Origin of the sequence: Microcoleus sp. S13_C5, assembly GCF_036700845.1 — a bacterium.
Taxonomy (GTDB): Bacteria; Cyanobacteriota; Cyanobacteriia; order Cyanobacteriales; family Microcoleaceae; genus Microcoleus.
Window position 1 is genome coordinate 15,681 of record NZ_JAUBPR010000073.1, and the last position, 18,508, is coordinate 34,188.

Here is an 18,508-nt window from a genome sequence, read left to right on the forward strand (position 1 = left end):
TCAGTAAATTGATTTTTATGACTGAAGTTCTTACTGCGAATCGGCACAATTGTACTTAAAATTCCGAGCGCTTAAACAACGAAGCAGGCAGACAAACAGTAAAAGTCGAACCGCAATCTAACTCGCTAATAACTTCAATATCGCCGCCCATCATCTGACAAAAACGCTGGCTGATAGTCAGTCCCAAACCAGTACCGCCGTACTTGCGAGTAGTTGAATTGTCGGCTTGAGTAAAAGGTTGGAACAGTCGCTCTTGCTGTTCTTGTGTCATGCCGATGCCCGTGTCCGTCACTCGGAAAATTAAAAAATCTGCATCCAAGATTAACATTTGAGCAACTTTCGGTTGATATTTATTTTTTAATTCTTCACTGCTAATTCTTTCGACAGTAAGCACGATCGTCCCATTAGCACAAAATTTAGCAGCATTGCTGAGCAAATTCAGCATTACCTGCCGCACTTTCATCAAATCGCCGTGCATCGCGCCGATATTGTCAGAACTCAATACTTCCAAAGTATTGCCGTTTTTATCCATTAGCGGTTTGATAGTTGTTATCACCTCGTCGATTAAGCCTCCAACATCGAAGCTTTCGAGGTAAATCTCCATCTTGTCAGCTTCAATTTTGGAGATGTCGAGAATGTCCTCTATCAGCCGCAGCAAGTGTTTGCCAGCAGTGCGAATTTTGTCTAAATCCGAGACTATCTCTAAGTTGCCTAACTCTTCGGCATCTTCCACCAACATATCGCTGTAGCCGATAATCGCGTTGAGAGGAGTGCGTAACTCGTGGCTCATGTTTGCCAGAAAAGCACTCTTGGCGCGGTTGGCGAGTTCTGCGGCTTCTTTAGCCAACTGCCACGCTTCCTCAGCGTCTTTGCGTTCAGTGATATCCCGCAGTGTCGCCACCACCGCTTCGACGCTACCGTCTGTCGCAGACACCGGGCTGAGAATGTACTCGTAGTCGCGGGTTCCCCAGTTTGCCGTGGGGACAATTACTTCGCCTTTCTTGGGCTCGGCTGTGGCAAATATGCCGTCGCATTCTTGGTGAACCCGCTGCATAATTGTTGGCGACCAGCCTAATTCCTGCCAGGTTTTGCCAATCATTTCTCTGGGGTTCATGCCGGCCGCTTGAGCGGCGGTGCGGCTGACATAGGTGTATTTTCCCGATCGATCTACTAGAAAAATTAGGTCAAGAGAAGCGCCGAGAATGCCGTCAACTGTCCTAGCGTGTCGGGCTACCTGAGCCGTCATTTGTCTGACTGTGATGGCGCCGCGGACTCTGGCGGCGAGTTCAAACCGCAAGAGCTCGTTGGCTTGTTTGAGGAATAGGGTGCGCTGTTCGACTTCTATTTCTAGTTCTGCTTTGGCTTTTTCTAGGGTGAGTTCGGCAAGTTTGCGATCGCTCACATCTGTAGAAATTGTACCGACTGCATAAGCTTTACCTTCTGAGTTGCAGAGGGGAAATTTCAGAGAAATATAAGTGTGCGGGCCATCGTCTTGAGGGATGATTTCTTCGATGGTTAAAGGCGAGGAGGATTCGAGAACTTTCAAGTCATTTTCTCGCAGGGCTGCTGCTTTGTCTTGGGGAAAAATATCGCCGTCGGTTTTCCCTGTTATTTGCTCTTTTGCGATGTCGAACAAATTGTCAAAATGGCGGTTGGTGAGCAGGTATTTTCCGTCAAGGTCTTTGATGTAAATTACTGCTGTTGAGTTGTCTAAAATCGCTTGCAACAGTGCTTCGCTCTTTCGGAGGGCTTTTTGAGTGTTTTGGCGCTCGACTATTTCTGGCTGCAATTCCACGTTGAGGCGATTTAAGTCTTGCCAAGCTTCCTGGACTAGATTTAAGGCGATCGCGCTTTTTTCTAGTTCTGTATTTTCTGTCTTTACCTGCCGCGACTCGTTTGAGATGGAGTTTGCGGGCAATTCTAGGGGTTGGAAAGCGAGCGGGATGTGGGGATTTGCGATCGGGCGTTGGCGAAGGGATCGAAGAGGATCGCCCGCAATTTTTTTATATCGAAAATCCAGCGCTAATTGACCGTCTAAACTGGATTTTTTTGGGAATAAATCGGGGAATTCGCCGAAATTTAAATGTTCAGAAAGGCGATCGAATTTGCGGGAGCGCTGCTGCGGTTCGGCGGTGGAGTTAGATGTCCAATTACCGTCTGCTATTGATAAATCCGAGGTAGCGGGTTTTGCAATCCGGCGCGTGACTCCAACTACCAAGGCGAGAGGGGCGGCGACAGACAGTGCCAGCAGCAGCCAATTGTTGCCCCACAAAGTTGCGATCGATATTTCGGGGATGCCCCGCACTAAAATTACAGCGGGTTTTCCGGCTAAATTATTCAGAGATTTTGCTGCTACTGTATAAGCCTGATTCCCTATTTTTATTTGCTGAGCAACTGGTTTGCCATCGGCGGCGCGTGCAGACATTAGTAGCGATCTGTCCATCCACCGTAAGTCGGGCAACTGTTGATTTTTCCTAACACTTTGTCCACTTACCAAGACATATTTGCCCTCATTAAGCGGTGCATAAATAGCGTAAAAGCCGACGGCTGAATTGACTATTTCGCTACTGGCAACCATCGGGATTTGGCTCAGATTTATTCCTAGAAATAAAGCAGCAATAACAGTCTTATTTTTGGGATTTATTACGGGAATTTCTGAGTAATTCACAAGGACACCTTCGCTCACTCCCGGTTGCAAATTTGGCAATTGTTTCTGATTTTCAGATTGAGCAAGAATTTTGCTGACCGTAATTGGCTCTTTTTTTGCTAATACTTGATAGTCTAGGTTGCGAGGATTAAAACTTTGTCTATCTTTGTTGAGATTAACGCTAACAATTATCTTCCCATCTTTCCCCACTAAAGCTGCACTGTGTATTGCTCCTGTTTTGACTTGATTTTCTAGAATTTGCTTGACAGATTTTTGCAAATCTGATAATTTTCTACCGCTGTTGTAAGCTAAAGCTGTTTGGGCGATCGTTTTGCTATCAGAGGAGTTTTGCAAACGGTCGGCGGCGCGATCAAGTTTGAGATTGTAATTAATTTCACTAAGGCTCAGTTCTGATTTTGCTTGATTTTCCAGTTGATTGTTTGCAACTTCCGATGTTAGCCAAAGTGCTGCTGCCGTTAGTCCGACTGGCAAAATTGTTTGTAAAGCCACCAGTCCGATTAGCTGTTTTCTGGTAACAGATAAGTTGTAGATATACGGCTTGAAAGCTGCCTTCAATCTTCTTTCGGAAGTGGCAACTTTAGTTGGTTGCAGACAATTTTGCTGGCTGTCGTTTAACTGAGTATGAGCCATAGTAGTAGATACGGGAGCGGTTATAGATGACAGGCCATCAATTAATTAGGAAGGGAATCAATTTGAGATTTGAGATTTGAGACTTCAGCGTGAGCGCTCAGTCGAACGATTTTGTATTTTATATCGAGTTCGCTTAATCACTCATCATAAAATTGTTCGCTCTCGCCGGGCGCAATAAAACAAGAAAATGACTGGGATATTTTTAAATAAATCCATTTCTCGGTGTTCAATCAGATTGTTTTATTTAGTTGTTTTTCGATATACTGTCGGCTCCTATTTAAAGAAAGTTTGTTGCGAGCAGACAGGGGACATTGGTGTCAACTTCAGACTAAAACCCTTTGTATCTCTTGTTTATAGCCGAGTCTCGCTCCCCATAAATCCCCCTTAAGAAGGGGGACTTTGACGCTCTTGTCCCTGGGGGGTTAGGGGGAATCAGGAAGACTATAAACTCAAACAGTACATTGGTACAACATAAAACGTTAAGTGGACACCACTGCCTGCAGACAGTCCGCAAGCTAAGTAGTTGTTCGATCGACTATAGAGTCAATTCACTTAAAAAAAGTTTAACTTAATTATTGCAACACTTAGATACGCTCGATCGCCTTTTCCCTGCTTCACCTTTTTTCAATCCCACAACCGCCTGCCTGCTTTGCCGCCGAGTCGCTGGTGAGTATCTTTGAGCAAAGTTGGGATGTCTAACTCTTCGGGACACCGGGGCAAACATTCGCCACAATCGGTGCAGCGGTTGCCTTTGCTGCCGGGAAACCAGTGTCCGGCATTTTCAAACATGGCGTAGCGGTATTTGCCAAAGTCAGTCATGTCACACCCGAGGGCGAGATTGCGGAGTCGCAATACTTCGGGAATGTTGATGTTTTCCGGGCAAGGCAAACAGGCATAGCACTGGCTGCATTTGTCGGTTTTCAAATTGGCTGTAATAGCCGATTCTAGCCGATCGAACGCAGCGATTTCGGCGTTGGTGAGAGGAAAGTCGCGATCGCAATATTTCAGAGGTTGCTCTAATTCTGTCGCATTTGCAGGGCCCACACTCAAAGTCCCAATCCTAGTATCGCTAAGTAAAAACCGATAGTTTAACTCTAAGGGCGAGAAAGGCGAGCACAATTGTGCGAGAGTTTCCGGGGGCGTGTAGAGTTGCCCTCCTTTATCTGCCGGGGAAATGATGAAAACGCCCATATCTTTGTGCTTGGCGAGTTCAATTGCTGGGGCGTTGCGCTGAAAAAAATAGTAATAATGCAGATTGACAAATTCAAACAAATCTGTGTTTATTGCAGCCAAAATCAGATCCAGAGGCCCGTGAGTCGAAAAGCCGACGTGCCGAATGCGACCATCAGCCAGGGCTTTGCGTACAGATTCCATGCAGCCTGTGGGATCTCGCACCCAAGCCAAATGTTCCCAAGTATTCAAACCGTGAATTGCCAGACAATCGATATAGTCTAAATTCAGGCGTTTGAGGGATGCGTCGATGCAGCGTTCCATTGCTGCTGCATCCTCGGTTGGGGAAATTTTTGTAGTGACGTGGAAGCGCGATCGATGGACAGACAAACCAGCCGAAAGTGCCGCACCGAGATATTCCTCGCTGCAACCGTAACCCGCCGCCGTTTCCAGGTGATTGATTCCCTGAGACACTGCCTGTTGTACAGTCTGACAGGCAGTTTCCTCAGAAGCCAAATAGCGCATGGTTCCCAAGGAAAATACGGACAGGTGCAAGTTAGTTTTGCCAAACCGTCGATAGCGCATAAAGTTTAGGAAGTTTCGCCCGGGCTGAAGCCGCTTCTCTTAATCAAATCCTCTGGACGGAGGTTTGAGATAAATTCCCGGAAGGCCCGGCGCTCGGCCTCATCAGCATCTCGATCAACAGGTATCGAAGCATCGGCGACGACTTCTTCCATCACCCAGATGGGGCAGTTCGTTCGCAGGGCTAGGGCGATCGCGTCGCTAGGTCGCGCATCGATCTCTTTTTTAACTTCTCCCTGACGGACGATCAGCACGGCATAGAAGGTGTTATCTTGCAGCGAGTGAATAACTATGCGCTCCAAGGTAAGACTCCATGACTCTAAAAAATTGACCATCAGATCGTGAGTTAAGGGCCGAGGAGGCTTGTGGCCTTCGATCGCGCTAATAATAGCCTTTGCTTGCTCCTGACCGATATAAATAGGCAAAGCCCGTCGCTCAGTAGCGTCTCTCAATAGGACAATAGGACTGCGCGTGGCTGCATCTAAGGCAATTCCAGCGACTTTCATTTCAATCATTCGATCGGCCTCATAGAATTAAGAAACTGTAAGGCAGTAGAGAACTTGGACATAAAGATCACCTAAATCCAGTATGACTTGATCTTCGCCTGAATCTGCAACAGATCTGGGACTGTCGATTTTAGATTTTAGATTGACTCGCGGGGAGAGGCAGGGATGTTTCATTCTCTTGTAGGGGCTGCCCCCCGTGGCTGCCCCCATGTCCCAAACGCCTGTGAAGTCGTCTGTGGGGGGGGGTAGGCCTTCTTGGCACTACCCTACAAAATTCATGTTTTTGGTGAGAATGAAACAGCCCTGGGGGGACAGGGGGACGGCAAAACCTCGTGTCTCTGGTTTGTCCCTATGGTTTCATGTAAATAAGCGATCGACTAAGGAAAAATACTTATGTTTACAGGACTAATTCAATCTCTCGGAAAGCTGAAGTCGCTAGGCAACGATTATTTCCAAATTTCCTGCACCTCAAACAACTCCTACCTAATTTTACAAGATTTAGCCATTGGGGACAGCGTAGCCGTGGATGGAGTCTGTTTGACGGTAGTGGAAGTTCTGCCACAAGGTTTTGTCGCCGTCGCTTCCCCAGAAACTCTCCGCCGCACTACTCTGGGATCATTCCCCGATGCTTTGGTGAACCTAGAAACCTCCCTGCGCGCCGGTAGCAAATTGGGGGGACATTTTGTGACGGGGCACGTAGATGCGATCGGCACTTTAGCGACATCCACCCAAACCGCCAACGCTTGGGAGATGCGGTTTACTGCCCCACCAGCAGCAAATTCGGGATGGCAACGTCAAATCGCACCTTACATCGTTTCCAAGGGCAGCATCGCCGTCAACGGCATCAGCTTAACCGTGGCAGATTGCGATGCTGACGGCAATTGGTTTGAAATTGCTGTCATTCCCCACAGTTTTGGTGAGACAAACCTCAGCTATTTGCAACCAGGAAGTTTAGTAAACTTAGAAGCAGATATTCTGGGCAAATATGTCGCCAAATTTCTCCGCAGCGGCTCAAAATCCCATGCCGAACCGTGGGATGAAACCCCCACAATCAACAGTTTGGGAACAATTACACCCGAATTCTTAGCAGAACACGGATTTATTTAATCTGTGGGTACACACCGCACACCTTGCTCATATCTGAGATATTGCACCATTCTCAATGAGCCTTTTACGCGCGGATTATCCTGCCAACCCACCAGAAAACTCACTCTTTGTGGAACAGGCAGGTGAGCCTGTTTTTGAGTTGTAGAATGCCTCACCAGCGAATTAATCATATTAATAATTGACTGTTCAAAGCAGACGCACTGGGAGCATCTCATATTGGTAAAAACATTTTTTCTGACTCCTTCCTTCTGACTCTTTCCTCCTGCCTCCTGTCTCCAATTTCTAGCTTGGCTGCTTTCATTGAAATGCTCCCGACGCACCCCACTAACTCTTAATTCTCTCTGTGCTCTCGGCTGTTCCTTACTAAAAATTTATTTTTCAATAAAATTGTTTTTCTCCCAAAACAAGGACGCCGCAATTCCTTCCTGAGAAACTAAAAACAATGCAGCAATTAATAGCTTTTAAAAGATCGGTGCGTGTAAAAATGGATAAGTTAGCAAGTTCAAATTAAATGACGAATGTTGTAGTTTCCCATTAGCCCCGCGTTTCGAGATAATTTGCTGAAACAAAAAAGCAACTCTACCATAATTGAATTGCTGTTGCCAAAATTTGCGAATAGTGCGAAATAAAAAATCAATAACTTGATGAATTGTCAGATATAAGGAATAACAGAACGCTTATTGGGTATTTTACCACAAAGAATGGCGATATTTTTTTATTTGGGGAGACAAGTTTACATTTCAACCATCTATAATTATAGTTCACTTTTGTCAGAAATGAAGAAGTTTTATAACTATTGCTTTTTATAAGTTTTGGGGAAAAATCCTAAGGTATGCAGCGATAGAGGCTTAAAAATTGATGGGATAGGTGGAACTATAAATAAATAATTAATAACGTGATTAATTTTTCATTTGTAACCGACAACAAACGGAAGATTTGGATTTGGCTCATAGAAAATATGTGTACTTTTCTACGTCGCACAATGCGATAGATGGCTTTATTCTTGTTTTAATATTTATTATTAAAACAAGAATAATTTTCTTCCAGTATGTTTCTTTTACCAACTGTACTCAAAATAGTCCGGACCGTTTTTAGTTCGTAGTCTGAAACCCCCGATTTTCCTTTAGTAGCTCGATGGCCTTGGAGCCTCCAAACCCTTATTATACGGTTCGCGCTCAAAAGCCGTCCGAAGTATTGTACTCACATTTTTTCCAGGTATACACAAAAGAAATATTTTGTAAATATCTAATTATTTACCTAGATAAATTAAAATAATTACAAGTAGTAATAACACAGATATTACGCACTATAAAAATTAACTCCGGTATTTTTTTATAAAAGTTAATACATTTATAGGATTACTTTAGAGTTGGGTAAAAAATTGTAACATTTAACACTTCTGGTTAGAAACAAATCCTTGTCACTTCGGGAGCTTTTATTTACTCTCGTGGAATTTATAAATTGACATCTCTTTACCTCTAAGAATATGACTTTTTGTTTTAGTCTATCAGCATTGTCTTGATTTGCACAACTTACTTATTTAAACGTGCTATGTACCATTGACTTTGGACTGAGAATGCAGTACAATTATTCTTAGCGGGTCTTGGCTGTCTCTTGCAGCAAATGTCTAAGTCCTGACTGCGAGAAGTAAAAAGTATATCCGCCAATTTAAAAAGCAACAAAAATATTGAAAAACCTTGTTAAAACCTTATGCAGCCCGATCCTCCCAAATCCCCCTCTTTGCCTCTGGTCTCAGTCATTATCCCTGCATACAACGCTGAGCAATTTATTGAAGAAACTCTGAAATCTGTTCTCGCTCAAACTTATTCCGCAATTGAAGTTTTAGTAGTCGATGACGGTTCCCAGGATCGAACCGCTGAAATTGTCGAAAAAATCAGCAAAAAGGATTCTCGCGTTCAGCTTGTGCAACAGCAAAATGCTGGGGTCGCTGCTGCTCGAAACTTAGGAATTCACAAGTCGAGAGGAGAATATATTGCCCCCATTGATGCCGATGATATTTGGTATCCTGAAAACATAGAAAAACAAATTCAATGTATGATGGAGGGATATCCATCCCTAGGAGTCGTCTATTCTTGGTCATTAGATATTGATGAAAAGGGATTTTTAACCGGGGGAATCCGCGCTTTTACGATTGAAGGTGAAGTTTATGAAACCTTAATTTGCCACAACTTTTTAGGCAATGCTAGCGCTTCGATGATCCGCCGTTCTGCTTTAGATAAGGTGGGCTTTTACGACACGAGCTATGTAGAGAAGAGTGCTCAAGGCTGTGAAGATTGGGACTTGTACCTGCGACTGGCAGAATACTATCAATTCGGAGTCGTGCCGGAATTTCTAATTGGATACCGCAAAGTTTACAGCAGTATGTCTAGCAATTATGTGGTGATGGCGAAGTCTCACGCCTTAATGCTGCAACATGTAAAGCAACGGCATCCTGAAATTCCAGAGTTCCTACACCGATTGTCTGCCAGTAATTTTTTGATGTATTTAGCACACCAAAGTAGTCGGAATGGCCGCGATCGCACCGCGCTATTTTGGTTATTCCAAGCTTTAAAAGCTGAGTGCATCTCACCGTTGTCCCGTTATGGTTTTTACAGAGTATTGGGGAAGAGCCTTTTAAACCTATTATCCCAGTTTTGGAAACCTCAAGCTGCTCTGGAGACCCCTCTGAGTTCAAAAGAGCGACCATCCTCTGACTCTCAACTGAGCAGCCGAGAGCTGCTGGTTGAGAATCGGCGCAAAAATATCGAATCGATGGTAACGATTGGGAACATTTTTCACCGCTCAATTTCCCGCATTGTCAAGCGAAATCAAGCAGATATTGACACGCTCCCTCAAGTGAACATTAGCGCCACTCCATCGGCACAGGCAGAGTTGTCTTATGAAAAAAGAAATTCAGGCTATTAAAACTCTGCTTCCCCTCCTCAAGATATACCCTTGGGCAATCCCGGCAATGATTTCCTTGGGTATGCTTGCTTCCCTTTCCGACGGCTTTGGGATTAGCTTATTCATTCCCTTTTTGCAAACTTTACAGCAAGAGCAAGCTCAGGTTATAACTGGCAATTCTTTCATTGATTCTCTGAACAAGATATTCGCTGCTGTCCCTGCTGGCTACCGCGTCTTAATCATCCCATTGTGTATTTTAGTTAGCATCCTGATTAAAAACCTGATTGTCTATAGTAATTCTATACTTTTTGCATGGTTAAATTCACGAATTAGCCACCGATTGCGTTGCAAAATTTTCAACCAAACTTTAACCGTGAGCTACTCTTTCTTAGAGCGCAGCGAATCGGGAAAGATTATGAATATTTTGGCGACAGAGAGTTGGCAGACTAGCAAAGCTTTGAGTTTGTTTGTTAACTTGATTACGTGTGCTTGTACGATTACTGTCCTGGCCACCCTGTTACTGCTCATCTCTTGGCAACTCACCTTAATTATCACTATAGCGCTCTTCCTCATCTCACAGTTCATCCAATTTGTCACCCGCCGAGTCAAACATCTGGCACAGCAAGCTGTAGACGCCAATTCTCAGCTCGCTATCCGAATGTGGGAGGGATTAGGGGGGATGAGAGCCATCCGCTCCTTTGGACGGGAACCTTACGAGCAAGAGCGCTTCGATCGCGCTTCCCAGCAGGTGCGAAACACCTTTTTGCAACTCGATATGCTGGGAGGGCTCATCAATCCGCTCTATGAAGTTTTTTCCGCACTCCTTCTGCTAGCAATTTTGGCGCTCGCCCTCCTGCAAAACCAGTCAGCTATGCCAACGCTGCTGACTTTTTTATTCATACTCTACCGCTTGCAACCGCAGGTACAACAACTAGATGTAGCGAGGCTAGGTTTAATATCTACCGCCAGTTCAGCAGAACTGGTGATGTCTTTTTTAGAGACTGCTGATAAACCTTATATCCGCTCTGGTACTGTTCCCTTTGACAAGTTAAAGCAGGCGATATATTTTGAGTCAGTTTCCTTAACTTATAATCCTGAAGATCAGCCTGCAATAGAGGATGTCTCCATCGAGTTTAAACGCGGCAAAACTACTGCTTTAGTGGGACCATCGGGTGCGGGAAAATCGAGCATTATCAGCTTAGTGTGTCGCTTTTACGAGCCAAGTTCAGGAGAAATTTATATTGACAACATCCCCTTACAAGAACTAAATTTAACGGACTGGCGAAAGGAAATTGCGATTGTCAGCCAAGAGGTTCATATCTTTAGCGGGACGGTGAAGGATAATATCGCCTACGGGCGTTTGGAAGCAACGGAGGCAGAAATTTTTGACGCTGCAAAACTTGCCAATGCTCATGATTTTATCAGCCAACTGCCGGAAGGGTATGACACAAAAGTCGGCGATCGCGGCGTTCGCCTTTCTGGCGGACAAAGGCAGCGTATTGCCCTCGCTCGCGCGATTGTCCGCGACCCCGATATTCTAATTCTGGATGAAGCAACGAATGCTCTAGATAGTATTGCTGAAAACTTGATTCAGGAGGCTCTCAACACGCTCAGCCAGAACCGCACCGTCATTGTCATTGCTCATCGCTTATCGACGATTGAAAATGCCGATCAAATTATTGTGATGGAAAAGGGCAGGGCCATCGAACAAGGGAACCTCCAGTATTTGCTAAAACTCGATGGCTTGTTTGCCAAGCTTTATCACCTGCAACACCGCAACTTATAAAACTAATAGGAATTTGGTGAATCACTTATGCCTTATCCGATTATTGACATTGAAGTCACACAGCCCCTTCCCACTCTGACAATTTCTCAGGAAGATACAGGAATTGCCTTAGTGGTGCGGCGAAAAGATAAGGCTGTTGGTTTGATCATGCAGCCTCTTCCTCCAAAGAGCGTCCTTGCTCCTCAAGATTTAGCTAAAATGATCGAGCGGGAAGTCGGCGCTAAGTTACTTCAGGAAGCGATTATAGAAGAGTTAAATCATGCCGAAAATGGCGATCGCTTTCCCTCGCTGACAGTGGCAATTTGTACGAAAGACCGCCCGGATAACCTGGCACGGTGCCTGCAATATTTACTAAAGTTGCAAACACCTATTTCAGGTGAAAATCTTAACTTTGAAGTGTTAGTAATTGATAATGCACCTTCTAATGAAACAACTAAAGAATTGGTAGATTCTATACCAGGAGTTCGTTATGCCAGGGAACCAAAACCAGGTTTAGACTTCGCTCGCAATCGCGCCTTGCAGGAAGCAACTGGGGAGATATTAGCTTTTCTGGATGATGATGTTACGCCCGATCGCCAATGGCTAAAAGGATTGAGGGAAGCTTGGGCAGAAAATCCCGATGCGGGTGGTTTTACAGGATTAGTGCTACCTTATGAGTTAGCCACTGAAGCCCAAATTTTATTTGAAAGTCGGGGCGGTTTTCGGCGCGGATTTGAGAAAATTCGTTATGGCAAAATCTTACCTCACAATCCGTTATACCCCTGTGGTGCAGGCATATTTGGAGCGGGCTGCAATATGGCGTTTCGCCGCGATGTTTTACTGAAAATAGGGGGATTTGATGATGCACTCGATACAGGTGCGCCCCTCCCCGGCGGTGGCGATTTAGATATTTTTTATCGAGTCGTTCGCGCTGGCTACCCCCTCGTCTATGAACCTCGCTATCTGGTGTTTCACCAACACCGCCGGGAATATGAAAAACTGCGCCGCCAGTATTGGACTTGGGGGTTAGGTTTTATGGCTTTTGTGGTAAAATCCTATCAGACCGATCCTGCCAAGAGATCGCAGCTAATCCGGCTGATCACTTGGTGGATTGGCTATCAGTTAGATGAATTGCAAAAGAGTATTAGGGGCTGTCATCCTTTGCCGCCAACGATGATTTTAGCGGAAATGTGGGGTGGTATCGTAGGGCTTTTTGGCGAGTACCCCCGTTCTTTAAAACGTATCGAGCAGATTCGGCGGCAATTTGTCTAAAAAAAGGAGATTTGCTTCAGAAATCTATTTCTGGTTCAATATAGGAAATGACAATTAAATATGACTAAGCTTCCGCCCATTGATATCGTCATCTGTACTTATAACAATGCTCCTCTTCTAAACAAAGCTCTATCGGCCCTTACCCAACAGCAAGTGTCGCCCGAGTTAGAGTGGAAGGTGTTAGTGGTCGATAATAACTGCACGGATAACACGCAGGAAGTTGTCGAAAAATATCGAGTGTCTGGAAAAATTCCCTATCTTTCTACAATATCAGAAACAAAGCAAGGGCTAACCTATGCCCGCCACTGTGGCGTTCAGAACACAACTGCTGATTGGATTGCTTTCGTAGATGACGATTGCTTTCTCGCAGAAGATTGGGTGGAGCAAGCTGTTAAATTTGCTGCGACTCATCCTGCCTGCGGCGCTTTTGGTGGTCGAGTGATTTTAGATTGGGAAACTCCACCGCCTAAATATGTATTGAATTATGGTTACTCCTTCGCACAACAAGAACACGGCACAGAACCTCAAAAAAAATCTTGTCTCGTGGGAGCAGGAATCGTGCTGAATAGAGGAGCCCTCGCTCATACGGGTTGGATTGATAAACCGCTGCTTCACGATCGCATCGGAACCAAGCTCATATCAGGGGGAGATGTGGAAATCGCTTTGCGGATTTACGGAGCGGGATACGACCTTTGGTACACTCCTGATTGCCAGTTAAAACACTTTATTCCGGCTAGGCGTACTTCTCAAAAATACTTGATAGATATTAACTACGGTTTAGGAACCTCTCAAGTTTTGGGCGATTCTCTTCTGTGGTCGGGTTCTTATCAAGATTGGCTGTTTAAATTTATTGGGGATGGGGTGAAAGCTTCCCAAAATATCGTAATTCAATCCTTAAGGACGGCTTTGGGGCGAATGAATCCGGCGGAAGTGGAGATCAACAAAAGTTTTGTGCGCGGTAAGTGGGCCGGAATTAACCGGATGATCCGCATGAACCCGCAGGAACGCCGAGAGTTATTGGGACGTGCCAGAATCGCTAGTTAAGTTCACATTTACTATTGAGTTGCAATGAGTGAAGAACAGCTATATCGAGCCAAAATTGATCCAATTCCAGAGGGAGAGCCTCGTCCCCTGTGGTCTGTGATGATTCCTACTTACAATTGCGCTAATTATTTGCGCGAAACTTTAGCAAACGTCCTCGCCCAAGATCCAGGACCGGAGATCATGCAAATTGAAGTAGTGGACGATTATTCTACCCAGGACGAGCCGGCAGCAGTTGTTCAGGAATTGGGGAAAGGGCGAGTCGGATTTTACAGACAAGAAAAAAATGTGGGCTACATCCGTAATTTTGAAACTTGCTTGCAGCGATCGCGCGGTCACTTGGTGCACATCTTGCATGGGGATGACGGTGTGCGCGATGGTTTTTACCACAAACTAGAACAAGGTTTTCTAGAACATCCAGAGATTGGTGCAGCTTATTGCCGCCATATCTTTATGGATGAAAATGGTCACTGGCAGCGAATTTCTCAATTAGAGCAAGCAGAAAGTGGCCTATTGAATAATGCTTTAGAGCGCATTGCTATCCGCCATCCGATCCAAACCCCTTCTATTGCTGTCCGCCGAGCAATTTATGAAGAATTAGGAGGTTTTGATCGTCGCATTTCCTGTAGCGGTGAAGACTGGGAAATGTGGGTAAGAATTGCCGCTCGCTACCCGATTTGGTATGAAGTAGAACCTCTAGCAACTTACCGCACAGGTATTACTTCTTTGAGCGGAAAATCGGTGCAGACGGGTAAAGATCTGCAAGATTTGCGGAAAGCGTATGAGATGGTTCTGCCCTACTTGCCTCCTGAACGAGCTAGAGAATTATCGGCAAAAATTAGAGATTTTTGGGCTTTTTCAGGTTTAGCCAATGCTGTTAAATTCCTCAATCGCGGAGAGTTTAGCAGCATGGCAGCACAGATCCGAGAAGCAATAAATTTTAAACCTTCCTTAAAATTTTTCTTCGTATCTGCATTTTACTTGAGCATAGCAGGTGCTAAATACTTAACGAAACAAACCGACGTTGAAAAAATGTTTTTGGAGACTGCTCCTAAAAAAGTGACCTCTAATCTCAAAGCAAGTTAACTTGATTATCTATAAATATATTCCCTAAAAGTCTGATGAGTAACTTTCTCCCCTGGAAAATTCTGCACATTGATGTGAGTGAGAGCCTGCCTAATTTAATGGCTGAGTCCAATTCTCAAGGGTTACATTTAGTGTTTTGGTGGCATGGTATTCCATTAGGCCAACAGGAGATTTTAGCTGAACAATTACCCATGCCTGCGACAGAACTTGCTCATCGAGTGTTGCAAGCGATTACTCCAGCAGTGCGCGATCGCTTGGGGTTAAAGGGTCAACCTGATGGGAGATCCTACAACCTTCAGTCTTTAATGGCATTGGAAGCCCCGCTAGAAACCATGAGCCAGCATTTGTCGAATTCTCAGGGAGAAGCAAAAACGGTGTCTGTGGTCATTTGTACACGCGATCGCCCGGAGCAGTTGGTCAATTGTCTGCGCTCGCTCCAAAAGCTATCGCAAACCCTTCACGAAATTATCGTCGTCGATAACGCCTCAACTTCTGATTCCACTCGCCAACTTGCTGCTCAATTTTCCGAAGTTCACTATCTCTTAGAACCCCGCCCCGGTTTGAGCGTTGCCCGCAATACAGGTGTCCGCTACAGTAGTGGAGAAATTATTGCTTTTACTGATGATGACGTAGAGGTGCATCCTGATTGGATTATCCGCTTGCAACACAGTTTCAGCAATCCTCAAATCATGGCAGTTACGGGTCTAGTTCTCCCGGCAGAGTTAGCAACTGATTCTCAAGTTATCTTTGAAAAAGAATTTAGTGGCCTGCATCGTGGGTACTGCCCCTTAACCTTTGACGCTCAGTTTTTTAATCAGACAAAAAACATCGGCGTTCCTGTGTGGCAGATTGGGGCCGGTGCAAATATGGCGCTCAGGCGAGAAGCATTCAATCAAGTGGGCTACTTTGATGAGCGCTTAGGGGCGGGGGCATCTGGATGCAGTGAAGATTCGGAATTTTGGTATCGAATTTTGGCAGAAGGTTGGCTGTGTTTATATGAACCCGCTGCTGTTGTCTATCATTATCACCGAGGCAATTTAGCAACTCTACAGCGCCAGATGTATCAGTACATGAAGGGGCACGTTGCTGCTCTCTTAGTTCAGTTCAACCGGTACAAACATTGGGGGAATCTCTATCGCGTCTTAGTTTCTTTACCTTGGTACTATACCAAATTGGTATTTTCGGGAGTTTTCCAGGGATTTCAAAATCGGTATAGTACGGTGTTTAGCGAAATATTTGGCTATTTTTCAGGTTTAATCTTTTACTTGAAAAATCGCTCTAAGAAGGCTTATTAATTTATAGAAACTTTCAAAGGAGAGATGAAAATGCAGCTATCTAATTTAACTTATAAAAAACCTTTAGGTGATTTCCTGAGCCGCAACCCGTTTCCTCATGGTTTGACTCAAGGATTCTTTTATCGGGAAAAGATGCGAGCAATTTACCGAATTGCCCCTGACCTTCCCTGTAAAGAAGTATTAGAAGTCGGAGGCGGTCAAGGCGGCTTGACGGCTTTACTCTATCCGGAAGCACAGATTACCAACATTGACCTCGATCCTAAATATGCAAATGCCCCTTGTAACCAACAAGAAAAAGTCCGCTTCATCTGCGGTGATGCCACGAATTTACCGTTTGAAAATGAATCATTTGATATAGTAACGATGTTTGACGTGATCGAGCACGTTCCCGACCATCAAAAAGCAATCTCAGAAGCGCTGCGAGTGCTCAAACCCAAGGGATTTTTATTAGTGAGCACTCCCAATGAAAATTGGCGGTTTCCCTACTATGGATTTATGAAACCACTTTGCCCACCGGAAGCGGAGGTGATGGCAGAATGGGGTCATGTCCGGCGTGGATATACGCTCGATGAACTGACAGCATTAATTGGTTTTCCTTGCCAAAGCTCTGCGACTTTTATTAATCCATTGACGGTAATTTGTCATGATGTTGCTTTCTCCCGTTTATCTCCTCTCAAGCGCCTATTTTTTTGTACTGCACTCAGTCCTTTAACCTGGGTGAGTTATTGGCTGCATAAACCTGAATCATTGGGGACGGAAACTGCATACGCTTGGCAAAAGCCAGCCTAATTAATTATACATGCTTCAACAATCAAGCAACAACAATAAAATTTATAAAATTTATGAACTTGATGACTACTCAGCTTAAGGCAACGTTCAACAAACATCTTTCGTCCTTTATTTGTTGGCTGTTGGAGCATCAACAATCAATCACTATTATTATCTTGTTTATCCTGAGCTATGGTGTCTTTTTGTTTCGTCTCCACTTGCCTACAATTCGGATGTGGGATGAATCGAGATTAGCTGTAAATTCCCTCGAAATGCTCATTAATAGTAATTTTTTAGTGACTCATTTTGATGGAAAACCAGATATGTGGAATCCAAACCACCCCTGTTAATCTGGTTGATGGTAGCTTCCATGAAAATATTTGGTGTGAACGAATTTGCCGTGCGATTTCCTTCTGCAATATCTGGGATAGCTACGACCTTCATTTTATTAAAATTCTGCAATAGTTATTTTCAAAATATTAAAATTGGTCTGGTGAGCGCTCTAGTTTTAATCACCTGTATTGGATTTGTAGGAGAGCACGTTGGCAGAACAGGAGATTACGATGCTCTGCTTGTGCTTTGGATAGTCATTTATTCACTATCCTACTTTAGCTATTTGCATAGTGATATACCGAAAAAGCGCTCTCTATATTTGGTTCTAACAACTATTGCCTTAGTCCTAGCAGTTTTAACTAAAAGTATCGCTGGATTGATGTTCTTACCGGGGCTTTTAATTTATACGGCTTGGCGAAGAAAACTTAGAAAAATTTTATTGGCGCGAGAAACTTATTTAGCAGCTACATTTTTTATACTTGTAGTGTCTAGTTATTATATATTGAGGAATTATTCTAATCCGGGTTACATTAAAGCTGTTTTACAAATTGAAGTTACAGGGCGATATTTATCATCATTGGAAAACCACAAAGGCGAATTTATTTTTTATCTCAACGCTCTTTTTAACTCAAAATTTATTCCTTGGATCTATTTTTTGCCTGCCTGCTTTATTCTGACTCAAATGAGTGCTAAAGCAAAATTAAAAGAACTTAGCTTATTTGTTTCTTTACAAATAATCTGTTATTTGCTAATTATTTCTAGCGCTCAAACGAAATTGCCTTGGTATGATGCACCTTTATATCCGATGATGTCTTTACTGATTGGCTTAGGAGTGGCCGAGTTTTTGCAGAGTATCGCTAATTACTATAGCATTAGCAATAAGAATTTAAAGATAGCTTTTTTAGCTTTAATGATAATTGCGTTATTCTCATTGCCCTATCTTGATATGTTGTACTTAAAAATTTACAGGCATCAGGGCATGATCTATGATTGGAGCAAAAAAAATGACCCACAACTAATGTACGGATCGTACTTTAAGCAACTGCAACAAGAGCAACCAACACTGAAAAAGTTTTATGTAGCTAACAATGATGAGTATAATGCTCATCTGCTATTTTATACAAAAAAATACAATCATTTTAACAACAATGAAATCAATGTATTGCCGGCAAAGCATAGTTTTAGGCAGGGTGATATAGTGGTCAGTTGTGATCCTGAAGTTAAACAATATTTAGAACATAAATATAAATTAAATTTGCTCCATACCAACGGTTTCTGCCAGACTAATTCCATTGAATTATAAAGTATAGCATTTCTTACAAAGGTGAGGTACAATAACAGCAGTGAGTAAACCAATTCCAAATATTTGCTGATGTAACTT

Annotated in this window: 12 protein-coding genes; 9 read left to right on the forward strand and 3 right to left on the reverse strand. The window is 43.9% G+C overall.

What is annotated here, in order from left to right; genetic code table 11:
- Positions 1-55: 55 nt before the first annotated feature.
- The 3 genes from QUA04_RS18785 to QUA04_RS18795 all read right to left on the reverse strand — a co-directional run bounded on the left by QUA04_RS18785 (position 56) and on the right by QUA04_RS18795 (position 5,565).
- Complete coding sequence (locus QUA04_RS18785) at positions 56-3,298, reverse strand: PAS domain-containing protein (RefSeq protein ID WP_333259082.1); 3,243 nt, start codon at positions 3,296-3,298, stop codon at positions 56-58.
- Between the two features lie 624 nt (positions 3,299-3,922).
- Complete coding sequence (locus tag QUA04_RS18790; RefSeq protein ID WP_333259085.1) at positions 3,923-5,053, reverse strand: aldo/keto reductase; 1,131 nt, start codon at positions 5,051-5,053, stop codon at positions 3,923-3,925.
- Positions 5,054-5,058: 5 nt separating this feature from the next.
- Entirely contained in the window at positions 5,059-5,565 is a 507-nt protein-coding gene (locus QUA04_RS18795; RefSeq protein ID WP_333161029.1) for a bifunctional nuclease family protein, read from the reverse strand.
- A 384-nt stretch (positions 5,566-5,949) separates the two neighbouring features.
- Between QUA04_RS18795 and ribE the strand changes: the two genes are divergently transcribed.
- From ribE to QUA04_RS18840, 9 genes are all read left to right on the forward strand, one after another.
- On the forward strand, positions 5,950-6,663 hold the full coding sequence (ribE, locus tag QUA04_RS18800) for a riboflavin synthase (RefSeq protein ID WP_333259088.1): 714 nt from the start codon (positions 5,950-5,952) through the stop codon (positions 6,661-6,663).
- Positions 6,664-8,373: 1,710 nt separating this feature from the next.
- Positions 8,374-9,588: a glycosyltransferase family A protein gene (locus QUA04_RS18805; protein ID WP_333259091.1), complete on the forward strand. Its 1,215-nt coding sequence runs from the start codon at positions 8,374-8,376 to the stop codon at positions 9,586-9,588.
- Positions 9,563-11,353: an ABC transporter ATP-binding protein gene (locus QUA04_RS18810; protein WP_333259094.1), complete on the forward strand. Its 1,791-nt coding sequence runs from the start codon at positions 9,563-9,565 to the stop codon at positions 11,351-11,353. The genes QUA04_RS18805 and QUA04_RS18810 overlap by 26 nt, the downstream gene beginning before the upstream one ends.
- Positions 11,354-11,380: 27 nt before the next feature.
- Positions 11,381-12,604, forward strand: coding sequence for a glycosyltransferase (locus QUA04_RS18815; protein ID WP_333259097.1), 1,224 nt, complete (start codon positions 11,381-11,383; stop codon positions 12,602-12,604).
- A 60-nt stretch (positions 12,605-12,664) separates the two neighbouring features.
- On the forward strand, positions 12,665-13,648 hold the full coding sequence (locus tag QUA04_RS18820; RefSeq protein WP_333259100.1) for a glycosyltransferase: 984 nt from the start codon (positions 12,665-12,667) through the stop codon (positions 13,646-13,648).
- 24 nt (positions 13,649-13,672) lie between these two features.
- On the forward strand, positions 13,673-14,731 hold the full coding sequence (locus QUA04_RS18825; RefSeq protein ID WP_333259102.1) for a glycosyltransferase: 1,059 nt from the start codon (positions 13,673-13,675) through the stop codon (positions 14,729-14,731).
- Positions 14,732-14,766: 35 nt separating this feature from the next.
- The gene (locus QUA04_RS18830) at positions 14,767-16,026 is read left to right on the forward strand and encodes a glycosyltransferase (RefSeq protein ID WP_333259105.1); all 1,260 of its coding nucleotides are present in this window, start codon (positions 14,767-14,769) and stop codon (positions 16,024-16,026) included.
- Between the two features lie 30 nt (positions 16,027-16,056).
- Positions 16,057-16,815 carry a class I SAM-dependent methyltransferase gene (locus QUA04_RS18835; RefSeq protein ID WP_333259108.1) on the forward strand — a complete coding sequence of 253 codons (759 nt, stop codon included), beginning with the start codon at positions 16,057-16,059 and terminating at the stop codon, positions 16,813-16,815.
- Between the two features lie 304 nt (positions 16,816-17,119).
- Complete coding sequence (locus QUA04_RS18840) at positions 17,120-18,430, forward strand: glycosyltransferase family 39 protein (RefSeq protein WP_333259111.1); 1,311 nt, start codon at positions 17,120-17,122, stop codon at positions 18,428-18,430.
- Positions 18,431-18,508: the final 78 nt, after the last annotated feature.

Excerpts from the sequence above, each read along its gene's own strand:
- QUA04_RS18815 (WP_333259097.1), top strand. The coding sequence starts at position 11,381 with ATGCCTTATCCGATTATTGACATTGAAGTCACACAGCCCCTTCCCACT.
- QUA04_RS18825 (WP_333259102.1), top strand. The coding sequence starts at position 13,673 with ATGAGTGAAGAACAGCTATATCGAGCCAAAATTGATCCAATTCCAGAG.
- QUA04_RS18830 (WP_333259105.1), top strand. The coding sequence starts at position 14,767 with ATGAGTAACTTTCTCCCCTGGAAAATTCTGCACATTGATGTGAGTGAG.
- ribE (WP_333259088.1), top strand. The coding sequence starts at position 5,950 with ATGTTTACAGGACTAATTCAATCTCTCGGAAAGCTGAAGTCGCTAGGC.
- QUA04_RS18820 (WP_333259100.1), top strand. The coding sequence starts at position 12,665 with ATGACTAAGCTTCCGCCCATTGATATCGTCATCTGTACTTATAACAAT.
- QUA04_RS18785 (WP_333259082.1), bottom strand. The coding sequence starts at position 3,298 with ATGGCTCATACTCAGTTAAACGACAGCCAGCAAAATTGTCTGCAACCA.
- QUA04_RS18805 (WP_333259091.1), top strand. The coding sequence starts at position 8,374 with ATGCAGCCCGATCCTCCCAAATCCCCCTCTTTGCCTCTGGTCTCAGTC.
- QUA04_RS18790 (WP_333259085.1), bottom strand. The coding sequence starts at position 5,053 with ATGCGCTATCGACGGTTTGGCAAAACTAACTTGCACCTGTCCGTATTT.
- QUA04_RS18795 (WP_333161029.1), bottom strand. The coding sequence starts at position 5,565 with ATGATTGAAATGAAAGTCGCTGGAATTGCCTTAGATGCAGCCACGCGC.
- QUA04_RS18835 (WP_333259108.1), top strand. The coding sequence starts at position 16,057 with ATGCAGCTATCTAATTTAACTTATAAAAAACCTTTAGGTGATTTCCTG.
- QUA04_RS18810 (WP_333259094.1), top strand. The coding sequence starts at position 9,563 with ATGAAAAAAGAAATTCAGGCTATTAAAACTCTGCTTCCCCTCCTCAAG.